We start from the raw sequence: 21,570 nt of genomic DNA, 5'->3' as shown, positions 1-21,570 counted from the left end.
TCGTTCTCGCGCTTTTCATGGGTCTATCAGGCGTTTTGGTTTGGCTGTGGGTTTTTGCGCGGTCTGCCGCCCTTGCGTCCGGCTGCACGTTTCTTGCCGAAACTAAGCGCGTTTTCGTGCATCCGGGGATTTTCCAAGCACCCGTTTTCATCGGTCTGCAAAAGCCCGATGCTTAGCAACTGATCTACGAACGCCGTAACCTCTTCGATGCAAAGCAGTTCGCAGAAGTTGGAGCCGTCGCCGAATTGCAGCACGTCACCCAGAATCAACTTATCTTCTTCGGTGCTGAACGGGATTACGTGCCCTTTGTTGGATGCCAGAAGTTCGCACACGCGCCACCAACGCCCGTAACCGCTCCAACCAAGCCGCCTGATAAGGCGCTGGCACTTAATGTCATTGGACGCGTTGGAATCGTGCGGGAAGTACGCCAAGCGGTCTTGCGCAAGTTCGCTTGCGTTAGGCATCTTCGCGCCCCTCTGCTTCGGCGTGCATTGCGGCAACCCTCGCGGCTACCTCGTCGTGCTTGCTGTCCTTGCGGCGAAGGTAGATTGCGCCAGCTTGCTTGATGCTGCCGGTGACAGCGGCCATTTGGCGCTGCTCGGTCAACTTGGGTTCTTCGATGATCGCCGCCGCGAGAACCAAACCGGCTTGCAGACCGGCGAACAGCGCCGTTGAATCAAGCTTGATGGTTTCGCCGGTATCGGCGTTGACTATGGCAACATCGGCACCCACGCAATCAAGCAGCGCGAAAGTGTCCGTGATGCGCTCTTTGGCTTTCTTCGTGTTGGTCATCATTTCTTTTCGTCCTTCCTGTCGAACATTGATTTGCGCGTCTCTATGCGCAAGTCGGGGTTGTTTTCAAGCAGCCACCGCGCAAGCAGCGGGGTAACTGTGTTGTTGATGCTGTAGTGGTGCGTGATGCCGTGCTGGTCGGTGTAGGGCACCGCTACAAGCCTGTAAGCGCTCTCGTATCGCACGCGCTCAATTAGGTACTTCGTGGACACCCGCAAGCCGCGCCGGTGGATGGCAAGCGCCGTCAACTCGATTTCGTGCGCCGCCTTGGGATTGACCCGCAACCACTCGTTGAACAACTCGCGGTAGCTTTCAGCTTTGAGCGGCACCGGGAACACAAAGGCGCGTTCTTGGGCTATGACGGCTTCCACGGGCTGCGTGTAGTCATCAACGTTCATAGCGGTGCTGCCTTTCAAGGCGTGCCAGCAAGCAATCAAAGGCGAAGCGGGCTTGCTCATACGTGGCAGTGAACGGCACCGGCAACGGGTGGCGAACGCGCACACCGCCGCCCTGCTCAATGTAGGCCGTCCAGAATCCGCGCTTGTCGCGCTCGAATGTGGCTTTAGGCATAGCGCTTCACCAGCCACACGATCACGGCAGCGTCAACGACGATGCAAAGAGCCGTCAGCCAAAGCCCGTAGGTGTCGCCAAGCCAGATTTGGAAGGTGGCAACGGCCATGGGCAAGATGCCGGACATTGTGAGCGCTAGGAAAGCCATAACGGCAATGCGCTGCCAAAGGCGCGGCCAACGTGCTAAGATTTCTTCGTCAAATTGCGGCCAGCATTTTTGACGTGCAAGCGTGCGGGTTCCAGCCGTGCGCTTGCTTCGTTTTTGTGGCGGCATCGTAAAGCGGTTGCAAGGCTTTGAAAGAAAGCCGCTTGCGTTGCATCCAGCTTGCCGCCCTCGCGGTCGGTAACCATTATCAAAACCAAAGGTTTTAGCGCTGGTTTTCATGGTGGTTAACATTCGCTTTCGGTCGTGGTTTGGTCATTGGTTTTTCTCCTTTCTTAGAACCAACGCGCTAGACCGATGCCCGTTAAGCTGCTGCAAAAGGCACGATGCCTAGCAATTCGTCTGCCGTGCATTCGTACAACTTGCAAAGCTGAATCAGGCGTTGCGCAGTGGGTGACGTTTTCCCGTTCTCCCATGAACCAAGCGTGGTGATGGATACGCCAAGGCGCGTTGCCGCTTCTTGGGCGGTATAGCCCTTGCGCTCGCGTGCTTTGCGATAGTTGCCCATAATTCCTACCCCCTTTCTTTCTGCTCGTATAAGCCTTTGTGTTTCCAAAATAAACCAAACGGCTTACTTTGTGGTTTAGATAATAAGCCGAACGGTCTAGCGCGTCAACAATATTTTGTATACAATTATCCGCAAGGCTCACAAGCGGGAAAGGTTAGGCAAATGGATAACGAAAATGTAAAACGCCTGATTGGTTCGCGTATAGCGATTGCACGCAAAGCCGCTGGCTTGAATCAAGATCAAGTAGCGGAAGCAATCGGCGTGCATAAGCAGACTATTTCACGTTGGGAAAGCGGGAAACGTGCGCCCAATGGTGAGGAAATCAGGTTGCTAGTTAACCTGCTTCATTGCTCCGCTGATTTCATTCTTGGTCTGTCGGACACAATCACGATTCCCGAACAATAGAAAAACCCCGCGCAGGTTTGACGGCTGGCGCGGGGCAATACCAAATAGGCAAGGTGATTTTATCATGGTCAAACGTAGAGCGGCTATATACGCCCGCTTTTCGTCACACAACCAACGGTCGGAAAGCATCGAAATACAGGTTGACGCTGGCACCCGCTACATAGCTGAAAACGGCCTTGAACTGGTGAAGATATATGCGGACTACGCCAAGACGGGGCGCAACACTGACCGGCGCGAATACAAACAGATGATGAACGATGCCCGGTTAGGGCTGTTTGATTATGTGGTGATCTACAAGGTGCCGCGCATCATGCGCAACCGTGACGAAATGGCGCTAACGCGCATCATGCTGCGCAAAGCCGGTGTTGAAATACTCTACGCCGGTGAGGAAATCGCCAGCGGTTCGGCTGGCGTGCTGCAATTGGGAATGCTCGAAGTGCTGGCCGAATGGGAAAGCGCCATAGACAGCGAACGCATCATTGACGGCATACAGAAGAACGTGCAAAGGTGCATGGCGAATGGCCGCACGCTCTACGGTTGGGACATTGTAGAAGGGCGCTACGTTATCAATGACCGCGAAGCTGCGGTGCTGCACAAAATGAAAAACATGGTGTTTGCAGGTTCGATAATCGCCGAAGTGGTCAGGGCTGTTGCAAACGTGCGCACACGTCAGGGAAAGCCCATTAACCATGATCGCGCTAAGAAGCTGTTGTTGCGCCCGCAAAATGGCGGCACGTATAGCTACGCCGGGCACGTGGTTGAAGGTGGAATGCCCGCGCTCTGGCCGAAAGCTGAACAAGATATGCTAATAAGCATCTTAGGAAATCCGCGCCCGCGTCGCCGCGTAGACCACGCCGCAGAATGGCCGCTAACCGGCAAGCTGTATTGCGCAGAGTGCGGCAACACTCTTGCCGGAACGTCCGGCACCGGCAAAAGCGGCACGGTCTATGCCTATTACAAGTGCAAGAAGTGCAAGCGCACTTTCAGACGCGACATTTTGGAAGATGCCATAGTTGACATGACCATATGCGCCCTAGAGCGCCCCGACGTGCGCAAGCGCATTGCCGACGGCATGGCAACCTATGAAGCCACTATGGAAGATGCGCCGCTTGAAAGCGAGCGCCTACGCAAGGAAATAAAAAGGATTGATGCCGCGTTTGAACGAATCTGGCAAGCCATAGAAGACGGCATAGCGCCACCGGGCGGCAAAGGACGCATTGAGGATTTGAAAGCCCGCAAAGATGCGTTGGAAACCGAATATCAGATAGCCAAGGCCAATGAAAACATTGAACCGGGCTTTTCGGAATTGATGGACTGGCTAGACAATGTAGCCGAAGAAATGAACCCGCAAGAAATCCTAACAATGTTTGTGCGGGCGGTGCAGATCGACAAAGCCGAAGTGCGGTTGTACTTCGCCTTTGACTATTACGGCGACAATTTCACGCCGCCAAAAAAAGACGAACACCAGTTAAAACGGTGTTCGTCTAATTCTCCTATGGTGGAGCCTAGGGGGATCGAACCCCTGACCTCATGGCTGCCAGCCATGCGCTCTCCCAGCTGAGCTAAGGCCCCGTAAAAGTGCGAGGAATATAATAGCACAACGGGTCGGGGGCGCAAGTACTTTTTTGAAAAAGTTTTTGCTATTTTTCGGCAGCCTCGGCAGCGGCCTTCTCCACCTGCTCGATGATGCCGTCCAGGGCACCTTCCACGTCGTAGGCCTCCACACGGCCCTCGTCCACCAAACGGGCGAAGTTCGGGTCCATGGGCAGGGTGGCCACGGCGGGGATGGCGTACTTCTCAGCCACAGCCGCGCCCTGGGGCTCGCCGAAGATATGGTGCTCCTTGCCGCAGTCGTCGCACTTGAAGTAGGCCATGTTCTCCACGAGGCCCACCACGGGCACCTCCAGGGAGCGGGCCAGGTTCACGGCCTTGCCCACGATCATGGCCACCAGCTCCTGGGGCGCCGACACGGTGACGATGCCGTCCACGGGCAGCGACTGGAACACGGTGAGGAACACATCCGAGGTTCCCGGAGGCATATCGACGAACATGTAGTCCACGTCGCCCCAGTTCACTTCCTGCCAGAACTGCTTGATGGCGCCGGAGACCACCGGACCGCGCCAGGCCACGGGCATGTCGCCCTCGGGCAGCATGAGGTTCACGGACATGAGCTTGATGCCGCTGGCGGAGGCGGCGGGATTGATGCCGTCGGCATCGCCGGTCAGGCGGGCATCCACGCCGAAGGACTTCGGAATGGAGGGGCCGGTAATGTCGGCGTCCAGAATGGCCACCTTGTAGCCGCGCTTGTTCATCTCGGAGGCCAGCAGGCTCGTGACGAGGGACTTGCCCACGCCGCCCTTACCAGACACCACGCCCACCACGTGCTTGATGTTGGAGCGCTTATTGGCCTCCAGCGTAGAGGGGCCCGCCTCAGCAGTGCGGTCTCCGCAGCCGGACACGCCGCAGCTGGAGCACTCGTGGGAGCATTCTTCTGCCATGATTCCTTCTTTCTCTCTTCTCAGGCGGTTGCATTATTCGCAACCAAGATAGTTCGTGGGGCATCATAGCACAACCCCCGAGGTGCAGGGTGCATTTCCTCGGGGGTTGCGAGAGGCTGGGCGGAGTCGGGCCCCTGAGGGCCGACAGCGACGCCCCCTAGAGGTCCTCGGGCATGTCCTTGCCGTCGCCCGAGGCGTAGAAGGTGGCCTCTTCAGCCAGGTCGCGCACGGATTTACCCTCGTGGAAGGGCAGCTCCAGAAACTCGGCGATGGTGGGCACGAGGGGGCTGCAGTCGACGTAGTGCCCCTTCTCGTTGAACTGGTTGGTGTCCTGCGCGCGCCAGTACTGGTCGTTCACATCGGTGAGGTAGTACAGGCCGTCGGCCACTTCCATATACAGAGAGTGGTTCGTGTGCAGGTAGGTGGGCAGCTCGTCGAAGGTGATGTCCAGGGCCTCAACGTCTTTCTTTCCCATGGGTGCTCCTGTTCTCGCGCGGGTGGATGCCGCTGATTCTACTCCTCGGCGGCCTCGGCATCGGCGGCGTTTTCCACCTCCACGATTTCCTTCCCATCGCCTGATGGATAGAAGGTGGCCTCGGCGAAGACGCCCTTGATGGTATGGCCCTCGTCGTTGTAGGGCAGCTCCAGAAACTCGCCGATAGTGGGCACCAGCGGGCTGCAGTCGATGTAGTGGCCCTTCTCGTTGAAGCGCTCGGTGTCCTGGACGCGCCAGTAGCGGTCGTTCACGTCGGTGAGATAGTACAGCCCGGCGGGCGTCTCCATGTACACGGAGTGGTTGGCGTGCAGGTAGGTGGGCATATCCTCATATGCGATGTCGAGCGCCTCGTCGATTTTCTTACCCATGGGACGTCCTCTCTCGAGCGGATTCGCGCGGGGGCGCCGCCCATCGACGGTACTCCCCGCCTGGTACCCCCATCATAGCAGGGACGCTGCGTCAACGAGGGCGCGCGGCCGATAATTTATAAGCGTTTTGCTTCGACTTTGCTGCGCAAAAACGGCTATTATCGTTGCAAGAACGAACGCTCCCCAAAAAAACAGGAGGCCCCATGCGCATCGGCATCATCTCGGACACCCACGGCTCCTTGAGCCCGGCGGCCTACGCGGCCCTGGCGGACTGCGACCACATCATCCATGCCGGCGACATCGGCGGCCCCGCCATTCTGCGAGAGCTGGAAACCCTGGCCCCCGTGACCGCCGTGCTCGGCAACAACGACTTCGCGGAATACGGCAGCGCCGTGGACCATTTCGCCCGGCCCGTGATCGGGGGCGTGAAGTTCCTCGTGGGCCACAAGCCCGGTGACGTGCGCGTGAACCGCGGGGGTGCCTCGCGGGGCCTCGGCCCCGGCGACCCCATTCCCGACGTTATCGTGCACGGCCACACCCATGTGCCGGAGCTGATCGTCGGGCCCGAGGCGCGGCCCGCGGCTATATATATGTGTCCCGGCGCGGTGTTCCGCCCCCGCAGCGACTTCGGCCGCACCATCGCGAAGATGGATGTGGCAGAGGGCCGCGTGCTGCACACGTGGATCGAGAACCTCGACGGCAAGGTGCTGCTGGAGGTGTAAGGGCAGCCGCCAAGCGTCGGCGAGAGTTGTGGGCGCGCACGCCGCAGAAGGCCGCAACCACGCCGGCGAGGCCCAGCACGACGAAGGCGGCGGCCTCCTCCCCCGTGGCGCGGCCCGTCAGCACGGGCAGGCTCATGAGCAGGTAGGCCATCGCTCCCGACGGCGCCAGGGTGGTGAAGAGCGCCAGGGTGATCTCGCTTATGGCAAGGGGCGAAGCCGTCCATGGAACGCTGGCGCCCTAGCGGTAGAAGCGCGGGAGCTCGACTGTCAGGCCGCGCTCCCGCTGGAGGCCGACCAGGGTGAGGCGCGTCAAGCGGGCAAGACCGACGTAGAAGGGCTGCTCGGCCGCCTCTTCCAGGGCCTCCAGATAGTGGGGCGCCCAGGTGAGCAGATGGTCGCGCAGGTAGTCGTCCACCAGCTCGGGCCGCTCGGCGGCAAGGAAGGACAAAAGAGCCAGCATGAGGCCGATGTGATCCTCGGGAGTGCGCTCGTCGGCCAGGCGCTCCACGCCCACGGCGCGCATCCACGCCCGCAGGGCCAGGGTGCTCTCGCCGAAGACGACGCACTCGCGATCGGTGTACACCGAGCCCCAGGGCGGCGCGGGCAGATGCCCCGGCCCTACGAACAGGCGGCGGTACTCCCACACCACGTCATCGTGGTCGGCGCCGGCGGCCAGGCCCTCCTTCATGGCGGCCAGGGCGCCCTCCACCGCAGCGATCTCATCGCCGGCGAAGGGCCATTGCGCAGCCGCAGCGGCCACATCCAGCTCGGCCAGGGCGGCAAAGGCATCGGCGGCATCGCCGGTGCGGGGGTCGTTCAGGAAAAACGGCGCCAGGCTCGCCCCCGCGAAAACGATGGCGTCCACAGGCTCAGTAGCTTCGGTCATGGCTTCCCTCTCTCTTGTGCTTGCCCGCAGGCTCGGCCACTCTGACCGGGCTCGGGCCCTCTTTCCTCGACGGCACCGCGCCCCTCCCGGGGCAGGACGCGACGCCCCCTTCCCTATACGATCTCGCGGCCGTTCTGCACGCGGCCCTCGGCGCGAACGCGACCGGGATCGGCCTCGGCGCAGACGGGCAGCGTGATGGCCAGGTGCGGCGCGGTGACCGTCGCCTCGGGCAGAGGCGGCAGGTCGGCCCGGTCCCCGAAGCGCTCGCGCACCTCATCGATGGGCCCGAAGCCCAACGCCCGCAAAGGGCAGGCCTCCGCGCACACCGGGGCGCTCCCGGCGGCGATGGGCTCGGTGCACCCGTCGCACCGCCGGCCGTTGAAGTGGAACCCGTACTGCACGGCGCCCATTCTCTCCTAAGCCCCTGAAACCGTCGCTGCCATTCTACCCCACTCAGGTGCGCCTAAGGAAGTCGGCGAGACTCCGGCAGGCGCCTGCAGGCTTGGCATCAACGGGCACGGTGATGACCAGGTTCGGCTGGCTCTCGCTGGCCGCCGGCAGAGGCGCGATCTCCGCGTCGGTGCCGTAGGTGGCCCGCAGCTCCTCGATGTCGCCGAAGTCCAGGGCGCGCAGGGGGCAGGCCTCCACGCAGATGGGCTGCTTGCCCTCGGCCACGCGCTCGGCGCACATGTTGCACTTCACGGACTTCATGGCCTCCGCCACCTTCGGGGCGCTGTAGGGGCAGCTCATGGTGCAGGTGCCGCAGCCGATGCACTTCTCCGGATCGCTCTTCACCTCGCCGGTGTCCAGGTCCTTGTCGATAGCGCCCTGGGGAACTTCCGCCGGGTCGCTTCCTGAGAGCCATGCCTCGAAAGGGCGGTGCCCCGACGAAGGGTCGGGGCACCGTTGGGAGGGCTTGCTTGCCGACGGGCCGCCGCTGGCGTGCCGTCGGCGTGTCGCCGGTCTGCTGCCGACGGGGGAGCCTTAGGCTTTCTCGGCGGCTGCGGCGACGACGGTGTCGTCGGGCTCTTCGGAAAGCGCCGCATCCACGGTGATGACGAAGTTGGGCTTGGTGCCGGAATTCTCGTCGGACACAATATCGGCTGCGTGAGCGCTCTGCAGCGCGTCCATCTCATCGAGGGCCAGGTTCGCGCCGGGGCAGGCGGCCACGCAGGCGGGCAGCTCGCCGCGCTGGCGGCGGTCGTAGCAGCCGTCGCACTTGAACGTGGTGCTCGTCGCCTCATCATAGCTGGGAGCGCCGTAGGGGCAGGCCGAGATGCAGGTCTTGCAGCCGATGCACACGGTGTGATCCTGCATGACCGTGCCGTCTTCCAGCTTAGTGTAGGCGCCCACGGGGCACATCTCCACACAGGCCGGCTCCTCGCAGTGGTTGCAGGCCATGGAGAGGAAGGCGAAGGCCGTCGGGTCGTCCTGGCGAATCTCGGTCACGGTGCGCAGCAGCACGCCGCGATCCAGCTGCTTCTCGCTCTTGCAGGCGATGGAGCAGGTCTTGCAGCCGTAGCAGTTCTTGTTGTTCATCCAAAATCCGATGGCCATGGCTTTACGCCTCCTTCTTCACGTCGACGAGAGTCTGGTTGCAGCAGTGGGTGCCGCCGAGGGTCTTCCACTTGTCGTTGGTCACGTAGCTGGACGAGCCGCCCTGCTGCTCCCACCAACCGTTCTGCAGGCCGATCACGCCGGGTTTCAGCAGCTTGTTCACCCGCGCGATGCCCCGGTGCTCGCCGCGATCGTTGAATACCACCACGGCGTCCCCGTCGGCAATGCCGCGAGCAGCCGCGTCATCAGCATGGATGAGGATGTGCGGCTCGGTGTCGCAGATCTCGTCCATCCACGGCAGGGCGTGGAAGGTGGAGTGCACGCCGCGATAGGTCTTCTGCTGCACGGCGAACAGCGGGTACTTGCTTGCCAGCTCGTTGTCGTTGCGGGCGTCCTCCTCGGAGCGGGCGTAGGTGACGATGGGGTCGAAGCCCTCTTCCTTCCAAGCGGCCACCCAGAACTCGGCCTTCTTGGAGGGGGTGAGGAACTCGCCGTCCTTGTAGGGGATGTAGTCGGGGCCCACCACGTCGATGGCCTTCTTCTCCTTCAGTTCCTCCAGGGTGATGCCCGTCGGCTCGATGACATTGCTGATGAGGGTGTCCATGGGCACGTCGAAGGCGTCGCCGAAGCCGTAGCGCTTCGCGAGCTCGGTGAAGATCTCCAGGTCGGACTTGCACTGGCCGGGGCCGTCCACGGCCTTCTCCACCAGCTGCACCCAGTGGGAGCGGGCGTTGGCCAGCACGCCTTCCATCTCGAACATGCCGGTGCAGGGCAGCACCAGGTCGGAGTAGAGGGCCGTCGAGGTGAGGCAGTGCTCCACGGTGACCACGAAGGGAATGGCCTCCAGGGCCGCCTTCACCATGGTGGTGTTGGGCCACTGGGTCATGGGGCTGCCGGTCATGGACCACAGCACGTTCACCTTCAGCGGATCTTCGGCCAGCACCGCCTCGCCGAACTTGAAGCGGGGAATGGCGGGAACCTTATGGTCGAGCTCGGGCACGGGGATGGGGGCGCCGGTCTTCACCTCGTTCATGCCGCCGGCATCGGACACGCCGTCGCCGACGTGGCCCACCTGCCCGCAGAAGGCCGCCAGGTACGCGCCTACGGCCGTGGCGTAGGTGCCGTTCTCGGTGCGCATGAAGCCGCCCATGTTCTGCACGATCATGGCGTGCTCGGCGGTTGCGTACTCGCGGGCGATGCGCTGGATGTCGGCCGCGGGCACGCCGCACTCCGTTTCGGCCGCCTCGGCGGTCCAGGGGGCGGCGTTGGCGTAGATGAGCTCGAACTCGGTGCTGTACTGTTCGGCCTGGGGCGTGCCCTCCAGGGTGAGGGCGGCCGTGATGTTGGGGGCGTCGTGGCGCACCACCGTGCCGGTGGCCGTGTCGAGCACCATGAACGAGGCCGGGTCCTCGGCGCTCTCGAGCACCGGCGCGCCCGTGGCCTTGTCCACAAGGCAGGGGGCGCAGGTGTGGGCCAGCAGGAACTCCTCGTCATAGAGCTTCTCGTCCACGATGGTCTTCAGCATGGCGAGGCCCAAGGCCGCGTCGGTGCCGGGCCAGGGAGCGATCCAGTCGGTGGCCTTGGCGGCCGATTCGGTGTAGATGGGGTCGATGACCACGAGCTTGCCGCCGTTTTCCACCACCTTCTCGAAGCGCTGGAAGTAGCCCTGCTTGGAGATGGCCGGGTTGTTGCCCCAGATCACACAGTAGGTGGAGTTCTCGATCTGATTGCGGCAATCGAGGAAGCGCTGGCCGTAGATGGGCACGATGGCCGCCGTGGTGCCCGCACAGCAGAGGCTGCCCACCGTGGTGGAGGCGCCCCCGAGATGGGCGAAGAAGGCGTTGGCCACCGGGCCGTGCATGGCCCCGAAGTTGCCGGAGCCGGTCACGTAGCAGATAGATTCCACGCCGTCGGTGGCGATGGCTTCGTCGAACTTCTGCTGGATGAGGTCGAAGGCCTCGTCCCAGGTGATTTCCTTGAACTTCCCCGAGCCCTTGTCCCCGTCGCGCAGCAGCGGCACCGTCAGGCGCTCCGGGTCGTTGGTCATGTAGGCGCGGGCGATACCGCGGCCGCAGGCAGCGCAGTCGTTCAGCTCGGAAGACTCCACCTTCACCAGCTTGCCGTCCACCACATAGCCCTTGAGGTTGTGATGCTGGCACTCCGGCGGGCACGTGGAATAGAAGATCTCCGCGCCCTCGTAGGGATCCTCGCCCGTCGCGGGCAGCCCCTCCTCGGCGGGCGCGTCGTCGGTGGCCGCAGGCGCGCACCCGGCCAGGCCCGCGGCGGCTGCCGTGGCGGCCGCGGCCCCCACGAAGGCGCGACGGGTGAGCGTGGCGTCTGCGGCGCGTTCGCTGTTCTTCGTCATAGAACTCTCCTCCCTCAGATAGGATTTCCTCGCGGCGCTGTGCCGACAGCCCCCCACCGTCCGTCGCGCCGACTGCGACGCGCATCACCGAGGGGCGCTGTCTGCGGGGCGGCGGCCCTCCTCGACCGAGACCCCCAGCGCACAGGCCCATTGTGCCGCTGCCGAGGATCGGTCGCAATGGTCGGGAAGGGAACTTTCCATTAAGAATTCGGGACAAATATTAAAAAAGAATTACCTTCCCCATCAGCTATTCCCGCGCCCCTCCCCATCGGGCATAATAGGGTGGTTGGCAAGGAGGGGATCCATGGCGCAACAACCGTCGGAACGCTCGTTCCGCTTCGGCATACGCTTCAAAATCGCCGTATCCATCGGCGTCATCATGGTTGCGCTCATGGGCGTCGATATCCTGTGGAACCTGTCGCTGCAAAACGCCCAGGCTGAGAACGAGGCCCGAGAGAAGGCCGAGGTTCTGGCCGCCGAGATGCGGGCCGCCTGGGACTTCGTCGATAGGAACCAGAACGTCATCAACCGCGCCGAGGACGGCAGCTTCCGCACGAAGCACCTCGTATGCGTGGTGGCGGCGAAGTCCATTTCCATGCTGTTCACCACGGAAACCGACTATTCCATCCGCTTCACCAACGACACGCCCCGCCAGGCGGCCAACGCCCCGGACGCCTTCGAGCAGGAAGCCCTGGCCGCCTTCAATGCCGACCCGGAGCTGAAGGCCTATTGGCGCGTCATGGCCGGCGCCGACGGCGAGCGGGTGTTCCGCTACCTCGAGCCCCTGTACGTGACCGAGTCATGCCTGGAATGCCACGGCGAACCGGTCGGCGAGCCGGATCAGTACGGCTACCCGAAGGAGGGCATGGCCGTGGGGCAGGTGGGCGGTGCCATGTCCATCACCGAGCCCATGGACATTTACGCCGCCGGCATCCAGAACAGTATGGTGCAGCAGGTGGTCATGGTGCTGTTCATGATGGTGGCCGCCTTCGCCGGGCTCTACTTCGTCACAAGCCGGCTGGTGCTGCGGCCCATCGATGCCCTGCGCGCGGCGGCGAAATCCGTGGGCGAGGGCGACTTCGACTACACGCTTGCGGTGCCCGACCCCCGGGCCAGGCCCCGTGACGAGATCACCGAGCTCTCGGGCGAGTTCGGCCGCATGGCCCGCGACCTGGAGGCGCTCTATGCCGACCTGGAAGGCCAGGTGCGCTCCAAGACCGATGATCTCATGGTACTGAACGACCTGCTCAACTACCAGAAACGGGAATTGAAGGCAGCCCTTGACCGCCTCGGCGAGGAGGTGGCCTACAAGAACGAGTTCTTCGCCATTGTGAGCCACGAGCTGCGCACGCCGCTCACGAGCATCCTGGCCTACGCCCGCATCCTGAACGGCGATGAGAGCCTGGCGCCCAAGACCCGCGAGGCCGTGGCCGAGATAGAGTCGAATGCCACCCTGCTGCTGAACATGGTGAACAACATCCTCGTCATTTCCAAGCACGCGGCCCAGAAGGACGAGCTTGTGCCCGAGCCCGTGGACTTCGTGGACCTGGCCCAGTTCGTGCGCAAGGCCCTGGCCCCCATCGCCGCGGCCAAGGACGTGCGACTCACCTGCTCGGTAGCCCCCGACGTGCCCCTGGCCATGGCCGATTGGGAGAAGCTGCGCCGCGTGCTGGAGAACCTCGTGGACAACGCCATCAAGTACACCCACCGCAGCGGCTTCGTGGACCTGGCCATCACGTTCGAGCCCACGGGCAGCGAAGCCAGCGAGGGCGGCGCGGGGGATGGCGACGACGCGAGGGACGGCGACAGCGCGGGGGACGGCGACAGCGCGGGGGACGGTGGCGACGCGAGGGACGGCGAGATCGTGATGCGGGTGAGCGACGACGGCATGGGCATTGCCGCCGAGGACCTGGATCAGATCTTCGAGCTGTACAAGCAGGCGGGCCAGTCGGCCAACCGCCGCTATCGGGGCACGGGGCTCGGGCTCGCCGTGGTGCGGGACCTGACCGAGCTGCACGGGGGCACCGTTGCCGTGGAGAGCCGTGTGAAGGAGGGCAGCACCTTCACCGTGCGCATTCCCGCCGTGCCCGTGCCGGAAGAGGAGGAAGAGTGAGAAGCGCGCCACAGCCCTCCCCCGTTAGCCTCCAATGCCCTCGATGCTCCCAACGCTCCCAAAGCCCCGAACGGGCGATGCGACCGCGTCCATCGTGCATTCGAGGCATCGCAGGCCCCTCGGCGGCCCCCTTTCCGCGAGATTGCGTCGCAAATGTGCGATGTGAACGGTCGTATCGCACATTCGGGGCATCGCGAACCCCTCGGCGGCCCCCCTTTGCGCGAGATTGCGTCGCAAATGCGCGATGTGAACGGTCGTATCGCACATTCGGGGCAGAAAGAAAGCCCGCTGCGGTAATTCATCCCGGTTTCTTGCCCCAAAAACGCTCTGCGCACGATCACATCGCACTTTTGGGGCACAGGCGCAGAGGGGCGACGGCCTCAACGCATCTCCCACCGCAACCCGTGACGAAGGAGGACGATGATGGCGAAGATTCTGCTTGTCGACGACGAGCCGCGCATCGAGAAGCTGGTGCGCGACATGGTAGAGGGCGCCGGTTATGAGTTCGCCTACGCCGAGAACGGCGCGGACGCGCTGGCGCTCGAGGGGAGGATCGCGCCCGACCTTGTCATCATGGACGTGATGATGCCGAAGATGGACGGCTTCACCGCCTGCCGCGAGCTGCGGGCCCGGGGCGTCACGGTGCCGGTCATCTTCCTGTCGGCCAAGGGCGACATCGTGGACAAGGGCGTGGGATTTGCCGCTGGGGGCGATGACTACATGGTGAAGCCCTTCGACCCCCGCGAGCTCATGATGCACATCGAGGCGCACCTGCGCCGCGCGGCCATGCGCCCCGCCACCGCGCCGGCCAGCGGCACCATCGCCGTGGGCCGCCTCTCGCTGGATATGGCCCAGCACCGGGCCACTCTCGGCGACAGGCCCGTGGCGCTCACCCCGAAGGAGTTCAAGATATTGGCCGCCTTGGCCGCGAGCCCCGGCACCGTGCTCTCCCGCGAGCAGCTAGTGGAAGCCGCCTGGGGCCCCGAGTTCGTGGGCGAGACCAGCTCCATCACCGTGTTCATCAAGAAGCTGCGGGCCAAGATAGAGGCCGACCCCACCGAGCCCCGCATCATCGAGACCGTCTGGGGCATCGGCTACCGCCTGGACCCGGAGGCCTGCAGGTAGAAGACGTCGCTGTGCGGCGGCCGCTCCCGCAGCCGGAAAGCGGCACGGCCTGCGGGGAGACCCTCGGAAACGGTGCGGGCCCAAGCCCCCATCATCCGAGGCCCCACCACCCAAGCCTCCATCACGCGAGGCCCCGCCACCTCGCTAAACTTACAGCGGCAGCTCGTACATGGACACCTGGATGTCGCCGAGGGCCGGGTAGTACACGGTCCAGTCGCCCCGATCCTCGAAGCCGCAGGATTCGTAGAGACTGCGGGCCCGCTTGTTGTGGGGGAAGGTATCCAGGCGCAGAACCGCGAGCCCATCGGCGCGGGAAATCTCAATGCCCTGGGTCAGAAGCTGTCGCGCGAAACCGCGGCCGTGATAGGCCGGCAGCGTGGCCACCACGTGCAGCACGCCCACACACTCGGGCGCTGCATCCACAGCCCAGGGCACCGCCTCGTAGCCGGGCGACCCCTCGTGGTTCACCACCATGGCGCTCGCGATGACGGGATGGGAACCGGCAGCGCCCTTGCCGCCTTCGGCCCGGGCGCCCTTAGCCCCGCCGGCACCCGAGGCGCACGCATCCGCTTCCACGTCCTCCCCTTCGGCATCCCCGGTGAGCACGCCGAGAATCACCTGGCCGGCCGCCACCGACTCTCGCAGAAGCTCTGCGGACGGATGGCCGCCGCGCCGCCATTGCACGTCGAAGTCGGTGCCTTCCATCTGGTCAGCCATCTGCCCGTAAAAGTCGAAAACCGCATCCAGCTCATCGACTCGCGCCTTGCGCACTTCCAGCATCGCTCCACCCCTCTCTTCTCCGCGTTGAATGCTCTTCGCCCACTCTACCACGCCGGGATGAAACGCCGGCCCGCACAAGGTCTCTCCCTGGGGTGCGGCCGCTATCGTTCCAGCCAGCCTCTCGGCACGGGAACGAGGGCACCGATGGCCGCGGCGGCCAAAAGCACGAAGGCGGCCTTCACGGGAAACACCAGAAACAGCAGCAGCGCCGTCATGAGCGGTTGGCGCATGACACAGCCAGTCAGGCCGGCAGTGGCGGCGCACAGGGCGAAGACGGGATCGACGCCCGTGAGCGCCGCGGCGCCGTAGCCGATGGCGATACCAGCGAAGATGATCGGGAAGAAGTGGCCGCCGCGCCAGCCCAGGCCCAGGCAAACCTGGGTGACGATCACCTTCAGGAATCCCGTGGCCATGAGGGCCGCCGCGCTGAACGTGGTCCACGTGGCCGCGAGCTGCTCGGTTTGGGCCTCGCCGGCGAACATCGTGAAGGGAAGCACGACGCCCGCGGCGCCGAGGAACGCTCCGGCCGCCACCGCCTTCGCCACGGGGCGATCCCCCAGGCGGCTGGCCAGCCCGCGCACGATCCGGCCACTGCCGTGAAAGAGCCAGCCGGCCGCAGCCCCCAGCAACGCAAGGGGAATGCCCCAGGCCAGTTCCAAAGCGCCAATGGCGATGGTGGAGAAATGGGGCAGGCCTCCTCCTTGGCCGAACAGAGACCCGAGCCCGACCATGGCCCCCAGGGCCCCGGCGATGGCGAGCAGGTAGGCAACCAGCTTCGTCGCCCGGGGCACCTCGATGGTCGACGGAGCCGCTCCCGCAGACTCGTCGGCATACCCCGCCAGAGGCGCAGCCAGGCCGAACAGGGGCGCCGAGAACGTGGCCGACACCACGGCCGCCACGCCCACCTGCGACAGCTCGCGCACCTGCGACCCCATGAAGCGCATCTTGTCGCCCACCCAGGTGGCGAGCCCCGCGATCACACCCGTGAGCCCCGCCTCGGGGCCGATGGAGCCGCCGAACAAAAGCGGCAGCAGCGCACCTGTAAACGATGCGCCCAGATGGCGGTACTCGTAGCGGCCCGTGGCCTTCACCTGGGCCATCACCGTGTTCATATCTTCGGGATAGGCCCCGCATCGCCTCTGGAAGAGCCCGATGATCGCACCGCCCGCCAGGCAGAACGCCAGCGGATACACGACGGCGGGAAGCCCCTGAGCCTCCAGGGCAGCCGGGGCCTTCACCCACAGAAGATCGATACCGAGGTTCATGAGAAAGAAGAACGCCCAGGCAAAGGCCCCCGCAAACCCGCCGAGCGCCACCGTGAGCACCCCGAACAGCGCCCCGCGCCCCGCTTTCGCCGCCAGTTTTCCCACAACCGCCCCCTCTTCTGCCCCGTATCGGATGATGCTTGTCGCTTACCGCTCCGCGCCTGCCTCTTGTTGTTTGCCGCTCCTTGCTGTTACCCGCGCAGCCCTGTCCCGGCGATGGCGCCTGTGCCGCCTGAGCACAGCCGTCTTCACGCAGCTGTCTTCGCGCCGTTGTCTTCGCGCCGTTGTTTCCTCATGTGCGATATCCACTTTAGCGGATAAGGGCCGCTTTCGCCGGAAGGGCGTGCTTTTTTTGGGCGCAAAACACCGGTGCGCTCAGGCGCATCGCTATTTCGGGGCTATTTCTCTCCCGAAAGGGGGTGCATAATGCAGTTCTGGGCGCGAATCGACGATACGAACGGGCGCATCATCACTTCGGGGCAGCTTTCCGTTGCAGTCGGTTTGAAATCACGAGAAAACGGCCAAAAACATCGTTTTTCGCGATCAGATCGGTATTTTGCGGCCGTTGATCTGCGAAGCACTTTGCCACGCAGTGCACCTCCGGAGATCAAGTCGGCATCTACAGCGCGAAGCGGTCGCGAGCCCGTTGGGGGGCCGTGGCGCGGGCGGCCTCGGTGCGGTCGTGCTGCCAGTTCATGAGGAACAGGACGCAGTCGGTGCGGTTGCTGGCGCGCAGGCGCTCGATCTGACGGTCGAAGAGATCGCCGTCATCGAGGAAGCCGGCGTCGGCGAGGGCCCGCACCATGGCGATGTCCCCCTCGCGGGCCACGTATTGGCACGCCTCGACCGCCCGCTCGCGCAGGGCTTCCACGATACGGTCGCGCATCGCGGGCGCTAAGCGGAAGGGGGCGGCCAGGCGATGGAGCAGTGCCCCCAGGTGATCGGGCAGGCCGCGACCTGTGAGCAGCTGATCGTCGTAGCGGGCGAAGTCGAAGGGAACGCCGTCGTCGGGCGTGGCCAAGAAGCAACTCATGAGCTGGTCAGACGTGATGTGCACCACGACATCGGCCGCAGCCAGGCGCACCACGGCGTACTCGAAGCTGCCCTCGCCGATGCTGGTAACGCTAGCAGGAATGAGCACCGGCCCCGCCAGTGTGCGCGAGCAGAAGCAGTGGGCGCCAATGGTGCGCAGGCCCTCGGACAGCATGAGCTTGCGCGTGCCCTTGCAGGCGTTGCCGTCGCGCACTGCGCGCACGGTGTCGGGGATGGCAAGGGTGGCCGGTGCCGTGATGAGGGCCCGCTCGGCAACAACCGTGAGCGGGGCGCCCTCTACCGTCCGGGGCAGCGCCAGACGGTCGGCCGCCGACACGGGCGCCACCATGGCGCTGGCCGCGCTGGCCGCCGCCTCCCGAGCCGACACGTCGGACGCGCCGCGCATCCGCGCGTGGGCCGCAGACGAGAACTGGCGCGACACCGAATCGGGCGCCGGCGGCCCCGCCACCAGATGGGCTTCGCGGGAGGCGGGCGACGCTGAAGCGGCCGCAAATGATGCCGGCGGGGAGCCGGCAACGGCCGCGTCGCAGTTGTCAGGCGCAGCCATGGGCGCGGGCGCGGCGAAACCGTACCAGCACTGCGCATCGTCCACTGCCTGGAAGTCGGTCACGCGGCCGCCGCAGCGCGCGACCACCCGGGCAAGGGCTGCCGGGTCGTCGCCACGCCACACGGTCTCGGGAGGCACGGCGCCGTCAACACGGACCAGCGATGCCGGAGCATCGATGACGTGGGGAGGGGTCACCCCCTTCGCCAGCAGGGCCGGCCCCACGATCTGCACGCCATCGGGCATGGCAAGCCGCTCGCCATAGGGCGCCTCCGCAAACAACAGGCGGAAAACGCTCCCGTCGTCATCGGCCACGGGGCCTCCACTGACAGCAGTGCGCCGCCCGATTGCACCATTGATGGGGCAATCGCCGATGTTGCCGCCTCCCCCGTCCGCGTTACCTGCGGCAACCCCAACGCTCGAGGACGAAGCGGCCCCAATTCGCTCCAGCAAACAGTCCCCGACCACGACGAAGCGCTCGTTGGAGGGGCTTACCCGGTAGCGCCGGGCCGTCAGCCGCGGGTTGGGCAGCGCCAAGTCCAGCGGCGCCGGGTCGTACACGCGCACGCCCGCGCCCAAGTACACCACCTCGGCGCACACTGACCCGAAGGCCTGGGCGCCGATCACCTCCACCGTGTCGGGCACCACGAGCAGCCGCACCGATGCCCCGCTCGTGAAGCGCCGGGCGAAGGCCTCCGACGCGATGCGCACCACGGGCACCCCGTCGATGAACGCCGGTATCGCCACGATAAGCTGATCGCTGGGAAGCCCATGGTCGGCCAAAGCCGACAGGTGCACGGCCGACAGGGCGAAGCCACCACCGTCGCGGCGCACCTGCACCGGCACCATGGTAGCGAAATAGTCAGTGGCCGCCACTCCATAGGGATCGCTCGGTGCTTCGTCAGCTTCGCTCGATGTTTCACGCAATATTCCTGATGTTTCACAGGCTGCCAAATTTGTTTCACGGCATGTATCTGTTGTTCCACGGTTATTTTCAAGTGTTTCACGGTTTTGCGATGTTTCACGCTCATGGGGCGGAATCCAGCGGGGCGTCTGCCCGAGCGTCCACAGCTCGTGGGGCGTGAGCGGCCGTTCGTCCCCGGCGGCGCCGGCCGCCTCCCCGCGCAGCGCGTCGCCGATCAGCGCCATGCGCTCCTCATCTGAGATGCCCATGCCAAGAGCGCCTACGATCAGCAGATCGCCGTCGGTGCCATCAAGCTCGTCAGTCTCGTCCAGGGCCGCATCGTGTACCCAGGGCTTGTAGGGGGCCAGCTGCGGGCGCCAGTTCTCGCCCTCAATGGCGTGGCCTGGCTCTTCCAGGATCACATCGGCCAGCGAGAGCGCCAGCGGGTTTTCTTGCGCCCGCGCAATGAGATTGTCGATGGAAGAAGTTGCGTCGCGAAAGACCAGAGCATTACCGTCCATAGTTTTGTGCACCTTCCCAATTCCGATGCTCGCAGGCTGTTTACCCCGTGTGCGCCCCATGCTACACTACGCCACGAAACGGCACAACGACAGAGCACTTTGCCGATTTCTGGCCAAAAAGGCTTCGAGTGAGCGCTCTTGACCCGCAAAACGGCGTTCTCGTGCGATTTTGGCCCTGTTTTGTCGCCAGATTTCGCAAAGAAGGCTTCGTTTCTCTGCTTTTCACGAGAGAAAGAGCTCACTCGAAGCTTTTTTGGCCAGAAAAGTCGAGAGTGCTCTCCTTGCAAGAGGAGCCCGGCGCGGCGCGCGAGGGCGAGAGGGGCGCGGCGCGGCGCGCGAGGGCGAGAGGGGCGCGGCGCGGCGCGCGAGGGCGAGAGGAGTGGGGCACGGTGCACGAACGCGAGATGGAGGCGCTGGCCTGCGATGCGCTCGACCTGGTGCGCAACGGCCTTCTGGTGAACCTGCGCTTCATGAGCGCCGCCTTCGCGCGGCTGGTTCCCCTGCCCACTCCCGGCGCCACCCTCGCCACCGATGGCGCCCACCTGCGCTTCGACCCGGCCATCTGGGCCCGCACCTATGCCCGCGACAGCGCCGAGGCCACCCGCTCCTACCTGCACGTGGTGCTGCACAATGTGTTCCTGCACCTGTATCCTGGCGCGAATGTGGAGCCCGATTTGTGGGACATCGCCTGCGATATGGTGGTGGAATCGGTCATCGACCAGTTGGATCTTCCCGCTACGCGCACGGCAACGGCCGCCGCCTCGCGCCCCGAGCTAGAGCGCATGGCCGAAGAAGCCGGCCTTATGACCGCCGAGCGCGTCTACGCGGCCCTGCGCGAGCGCCGTGCTGCGGGCACAAGTGCCGAGGAACTTGCTCGCCTCGCAGCTCGCTTCTCCGTGGACGACCATCGCCCCTGGCACGCCGTCACCGTGGCCGAGGGAGACGACGGCACCCGGGCCGAGGGCGAGGCGGCTGAGGGCACGGGCCAACGCGGAGCCGCCGCCGGCGCGGCCGATACCCCCGGCACCGATATGGATATTCCCGACGAGGCCGCCGACGTTCCCTACAGCCACAAGGCCCACCGGGCCATGGATGCCGCCGACATCACCCAAAAGGAGGCCCCCGAGCACGCCGCCCGGGCCATCGGCGAGCGCTTCGCCGACACGGTGCAGCTGGACCGCTCCCGCGAGCAATGGGAGAACGCCGCCCTGGAAATGGGCGTTCAGCTGGACGCCTACGCGAAGCTGTGGGGCATCGAGGGCTCGAACTTGGCCATGAACCTGCGCAAGGTCACCCGCGAGAAGCACGACTACCGCGCCTTCCTGCGCAAGTTCTCCCGCATGGGCGAGCAAATTCGCGTGAACGACGACGAGTTCGACTACGTCTTCTACACCTACGGCCTTCAGCTGTACGGCAACCTGCCCCTCGTGGAGCCGGTGGAATTCGCCGAGGAGAAGCGCATCCGCGACTTCGTCATCGCCATCGACACCTCGGCCTCCACCAAAGACGGCCTCGTGCGGCGCTTCATCGAGCGCACCTATTCTATCCTCGCCGACGAGACGAATTTCTTCTCGAAGATGAACGTGCTCGTCATCCAGTGCGACGCCGCCGTGACCGACGTGGCCCGCATCACCTGCCTGCGCGATTTGGAAGACTACCTGGAAAATCCTGTCATCAAGGGCCTGGGGGGCACTGATTTCCGTCCCGTGTTCGCCTACGTGGACGAAGCCCTCGCAGCTGGCGAGCTAAACGACCTCGGCGGCCTCCTCTACTTCACCGACGGCCAGGGCACCTATCCCGCCCGGCGCCCCGCCTTTGAGACCGCCTTCGTTTTCCTCGATTCCGACGATGCCGCCGCCAGCGCCCCGGTGCCTCCGTGGGCCATGAAAGTCGTTTTGGACGAGACCTTCGTATTAGAAGAGGAGCCCCTCTGAC

At 64.5% G+C, this 21,570-nt stretch carries 20 protein-coding genes, 1 tRNA gene and 2 pseudogenes; 6 read left to right on the top strand and 17 right to left on the bottom strand.

The genetic code is table 11. The features are described 5' to 3' along the window. Window positions 1–26: 26 nt before the first annotated feature. The 5 genes from F8D48_RS00740 to F8D48_RS00720 form a co-directional block, all read right to left on the bottom strand. Window positions 27–464, bottom strand: coding sequence for a Lin1244/Lin1753 domain-containing protein (locus tag F8D48_RS00740; protein ID WP_114538710.1), 438 nt, complete (start codon window positions 462–464; stop codon window positions 27–29). Further along, window positions 457–795: a hypothetical protein gene (locus F8D48_RS00735; protein ID WP_151429548.1), complete on the bottom strand. Its 339-nt coding sequence runs from the start codon at window positions 793–795 to the stop codon at window positions 457–459. The genes F8D48_RS00740 and F8D48_RS00735 overlap by 8 nt, the downstream gene beginning before the upstream one ends. Further along, window positions 792–1,190, bottom strand: coding sequence for a hypothetical protein (locus tag F8D48_RS00730; protein ID WP_114538708.1), 399 nt, complete (start codon window positions 1,188–1,190; stop codon window positions 792–794). The genes F8D48_RS00735 and F8D48_RS00730 overlap by 4 nt, the downstream gene beginning before the upstream one ends. A 164-nt stretch (window positions 1,191–1,354) precedes the next feature. Beyond that, window positions 1,355–1,759 carry a hypothetical protein gene (locus tag F8D48_RS00725; protein ID WP_151429547.1) on the bottom strand — a complete coding sequence of 135 codons (405 nt, stop codon included), beginning with the start codon at window positions 1,757–1,759 and terminating at the stop codon, window positions 1,355–1,357. 70 nt (window positions 1,760–1,829) lie between these two features. Further along, on the bottom strand, window positions 1,830–2,033 hold the full coding sequence (locus F8D48_RS00720) for a helix-turn-helix domain-containing protein (protein ID WP_114538707.1): 204 nt from the start codon (window positions 2,031–2,033) through the stop codon (window positions 1,830–1,832). A 162-nt stretch (window positions 2,034–2,195) separates the two neighbouring features. Here F8D48_RS00720 and F8D48_RS00715 point away from each other — a divergent pair, with 162 nt between their 5' ends. Further along, a complete protein-coding gene (locus tag F8D48_RS00715; RefSeq protein ID WP_151429546.1) occupies window positions 2,196–2,438 on the top strand; it encodes a helix-turn-helix domain-containing protein in 243 nt (80 codons plus the stop codon). Between the two features lie 64 nt (window positions 2,439–2,502). Beyond that, window positions 2,503–3,444 (top strand): annotated as a pseudogene (locus F8D48_RS12205) (recombinase family protein); the annotation flags it as partial. Window positions 3,445–3,934: 490 nt separating this feature from the next. Here the strand turns inward: F8D48_RS12205 and F8D48_RS00705 are convergent. From F8D48_RS00705 to F8D48_RS00690, 4 genes are all read right to left on the bottom strand, one after another. Next, a tRNA-Ala gene (locus F8D48_RS00705) sits at window positions 3,935–4,010 on the bottom strand. A 68-nt stretch (window positions 4,011–4,078) separates the two neighbouring features. Further along, window positions 4,079–4,936 carry an Mrp/NBP35 family ATP-binding protein gene (locus F8D48_RS00700; RefSeq protein WP_135971403.1) on the bottom strand — a complete coding sequence of 286 codons (858 nt, stop codon included), beginning with the start codon at window positions 4,934–4,936 and terminating at the stop codon, window positions 4,079–4,081. A 157-nt stretch (window positions 4,937–5,093) separates the two neighbouring features. Continuing rightward, the gene (locus F8D48_RS00695) at window positions 5,094–5,411 is read right to left on the bottom strand and encodes a CDP-alcohol phosphatidyltransferase (protein ID WP_151429545.1); all 318 of its coding nucleotides are present in this window, start codon (window positions 5,409–5,411) and stop codon (window positions 5,094–5,096) included. Between the two features lie 38 nt (window positions 5,412–5,449). Next, window positions 5,450–5,800, bottom strand: coding sequence for a CDP-alcohol phosphatidyltransferase (locus F8D48_RS00690; RefSeq protein WP_151429544.1), 351 nt, complete (start codon window positions 5,798–5,800; stop codon window positions 5,450–5,452). 203 nt (window positions 5,801–6,003) lie between these two features. On the opposite strand from F8D48_RS00690, the gene F8D48_RS00685 reads away from it, so the two are divergent. After that, window positions 6,004–6,522, top strand: coding sequence for a metallophosphoesterase family protein (locus F8D48_RS00685; protein WP_135971400.1), 519 nt, complete (start codon window positions 6,004–6,006; stop codon window positions 6,520–6,522). 238 nt (window positions 6,523–6,760) lie between these two features. Here F8D48_RS00685 and dmsD read toward each other — a convergent pair whose 3' ends face one another. The 5 genes and pseudogenes from dmsD to F8D48_RS00660 all read right to left on the bottom strand — a co-directional run bounded on the left by dmsD (window position 6,761) and on the right by F8D48_RS00660 (window position 11,330). Then, window positions 6,761–7,408: a Tat proofreading chaperone DmsD gene (dmsD, locus tag F8D48_RS00680; RefSeq protein ID WP_151429543.1), complete on the bottom strand. Its 648-nt coding sequence runs from the start codon at window positions 7,406–7,408 to the stop codon at window positions 6,761–6,763. 113 nt (window positions 7,409–7,521) lie between these two features. After that, entirely contained in the window at window positions 7,522–7,818 is a 297-nt protein-coding gene (locus F8D48_RS00675; protein ID WP_151429542.1) for a 4Fe-4S dicluster domain-containing protein, read from the bottom strand. Between the two features lie 43 nt (window positions 7,819–7,861). After that, window positions 7,862–8,236, bottom strand: a pseudogene (locus F8D48_RS00670) (4Fe-4S dicluster domain-containing protein); the annotation flags it as partial. Window positions 8,237–8,392: 156 nt separating this feature from the next. Next, a complete protein-coding gene (locus tag F8D48_RS00665; RefSeq protein WP_151429540.1) occupies window positions 8,393–8,965 on the bottom strand; it encodes a 4Fe-4S dicluster domain-containing protein in 573 nt (190 codons plus the stop codon). Window positions 8,966–8,969: 4 nt separating this feature from the next. Further along, on the bottom strand, window positions 8,970–11,330 hold the full coding sequence (locus F8D48_RS00660) for a molybdopterin-containing oxidoreductase family protein (RefSeq protein ID WP_151429539.1): 2,361 nt from the start codon (window positions 11,328–11,330) through the stop codon (window positions 8,970–8,972). Window positions 11,331–11,634: 304 nt separating this feature from the next. Between F8D48_RS00660 and F8D48_RS00655 the strand changes: the two genes are divergently transcribed. Then, complete coding sequence (locus F8D48_RS00655; RefSeq protein WP_151429538.1) at window positions 11,635–13,443, top strand: ATP-binding protein; 1,809 nt, start codon at window positions 11,635–11,637, stop codon at window positions 13,441–13,443. 423 nt (window positions 13,444–13,866) lie between these two features. Further along, complete coding sequence (locus F8D48_RS00650) at window positions 13,867–14,568, top strand: response regulator transcription factor (RefSeq protein ID WP_151429579.1); 702 nt, start codon at window positions 13,867–13,869, stop codon at window positions 14,566–14,568. 150 nt (window positions 14,569–14,718) lie between these two features. On the opposite strand, the gene F8D48_RS00645 is transcribed toward F8D48_RS00650, so the two are convergent. From F8D48_RS00645 to F8D48_RS00635, 3 genes are all read right to left on the bottom strand, one after another. Further along, a complete protein-coding gene (locus tag F8D48_RS00645) occupies window positions 14,719–15,348 on the bottom strand; it encodes a GNAT family N-acetyltransferase (protein ID WP_151429537.1) in 630 nt (209 codons plus the stop codon). Between the two features lie 101 nt (window positions 15,349–15,449). After that, window positions 15,450–16,718, bottom strand: coding sequence for a chloride channel protein (locus tag F8D48_RS00640; RefSeq protein WP_151429536.1), 1,269 nt, complete (start codon window positions 16,716–16,718; stop codon window positions 15,450–15,452). Between the two features lie 514 nt (window positions 16,719–17,232). Beyond that, a complete protein-coding gene (locus F8D48_RS00635) occupies window positions 17,233–19,635 on the bottom strand; it encodes a hypothetical protein (RefSeq protein WP_151429535.1) in 2,403 nt (800 codons plus the stop codon). Window positions 19,636–20,024: 389 nt separating this feature from the next. Here F8D48_RS00635 and F8D48_RS00630 point away from each other — a divergent pair, with 389 nt between their 5' ends. Beyond that, window positions 20,025–21,569: a vWA domain-containing protein gene (locus F8D48_RS00630; protein WP_240806153.1), complete on the top strand. Its 1,545-nt coding sequence runs from the start codon at window positions 20,025–20,027 to the stop codon at window positions 21,567–21,569. The last annotated feature ends 1 nt before the right edge of the window (window position 21,570 follow it).

The organism is Adlercreutzia muris, from assembly GCF_008831045.1.
In the GTDB taxonomy this organism is placed as follows: Bacteria; Actinomycetota; Coriobacteriia; order Coriobacteriales; family Eggerthellaceae; genus Adlercreutzia; species Adlercreutzia muris.
Note: the sequence above shows the minus strand (reverse complement) of the source record. Positions and strands in the feature narration are given on the sequence as shown.

Excerpts from the sequence above, each read along its gene's own strand:
- F8D48_RS00690 (WP_151429544.1), bottom strand. The coding sequence starts at position 5,800 with ATGGGTAAGAAAATCGACGAGGCGCTCGACATCGCATATGAGGATATG.
- F8D48_RS00730 (WP_114538708.1), bottom strand. The coding sequence starts at position 1,190 with ATGAACGTTGATGACTACACGCAGCCCGTGGAAGCCGTCATAGCCCAA.
- F8D48_RS00675 (WP_151429542.1), bottom strand. The coding sequence starts at position 7,818 with ATGGGCGCCGTGCAGTACGGGTTCCACTTCAACGGCCGGCGGTGCGAC.
- F8D48_RS00725 (WP_151429547.1), bottom strand. The coding sequence starts at position 1,759 with ATGTTAACCACCATGAAAACCAGCGCTAAAACCTTTGGTTTTGATAAT.
- F8D48_RS00740 (WP_114538710.1), bottom strand. The coding sequence starts at position 464 with ATGCCTAACGCAAGCGAACTTGCGCAAGACCGCTTGGCGTACTTCCCG.
- F8D48_RS00655 (WP_151429538.1), top strand. The coding sequence starts at position 11,635 with ATGGCGCAACAACCGTCGGAACGCTCGTTCCGCTTCGGCATACGCTTC.
- F8D48_RS00735 (WP_151429548.1), bottom strand. The coding sequence starts at position 795 with ATGATGACCAACACGAAGAAAGCCAAAGAGCGCATCACGGACACTTTC.
- F8D48_RS00695 (WP_151429545.1), bottom strand. The coding sequence starts at position 5,411 with ATGGGAAAGAAAGACGTTGAGGCCCTGGACATCACCTTCGACGAGCTG.
- F8D48_RS00650 (WP_151429579.1), top strand. The coding sequence starts at position 13,867 with ATGGCGAAGATTCTGCTTGTCGACGACGAGCCGCGCATCGAGAAGCTG.
- F8D48_RS00715 (WP_151429546.1), top strand. The coding sequence starts at position 2,196 with ATGGATAACGAAAATGTAAAACGCCTGATTGGTTCGCGTATAGCGATT.
- F8D48_RS00720 (WP_114538707.1), bottom strand. The coding sequence starts at position 2,033 with ATGGGCAACTATCGCAAAGCACGCGAGCGCAAGGGCTATACCGCCCAA.
- F8D48_RS00645 (WP_151429537.1), bottom strand. The coding sequence starts at position 15,348 with ATGCTGGAAGTGCGCAAGGCGCGAGTCGATGAGCTGGATGCGGTTTTC.
- F8D48_RS00635 (WP_151429535.1), bottom strand. The coding sequence starts at position 19,635 with ATGGACGGTAATGCTCTGGTCTTTCGCGACGCAACTTCTTCCATCGAC.
- F8D48_RS00665 (WP_151429540.1), bottom strand. The coding sequence starts at position 8,965 with ATGGCCATCGGATTTTGGATGAACAACAAGAACTGCTACGGCTGCAAG.
- F8D48_RS00685 (WP_135971400.1), top strand. The coding sequence starts at position 6,004 with ATGCGCATCGGCATCATCTCGGACACCCACGGCTCCTTGAGCCCGGCG.
- F8D48_RS00700 (WP_135971403.1), bottom strand. The coding sequence starts at position 4,936 with ATGGCAGAAGAATGCTCCCACGAGTGCTCCAGCTGCGGCGTGTCCGGC.
- dmsD (WP_151429543.1), bottom strand. The coding sequence starts at position 7,408 with ATGACCGAAGCTACTGAGCCTGTGGACGCCATCGTTTTCGCGGGGGCG.
- F8D48_RS00660 (WP_151429539.1), bottom strand. The coding sequence starts at position 11,330 with ATGACGAAGAACAGCGAACGCGCCGCAGACGCCACGCTCACCCGTCGC.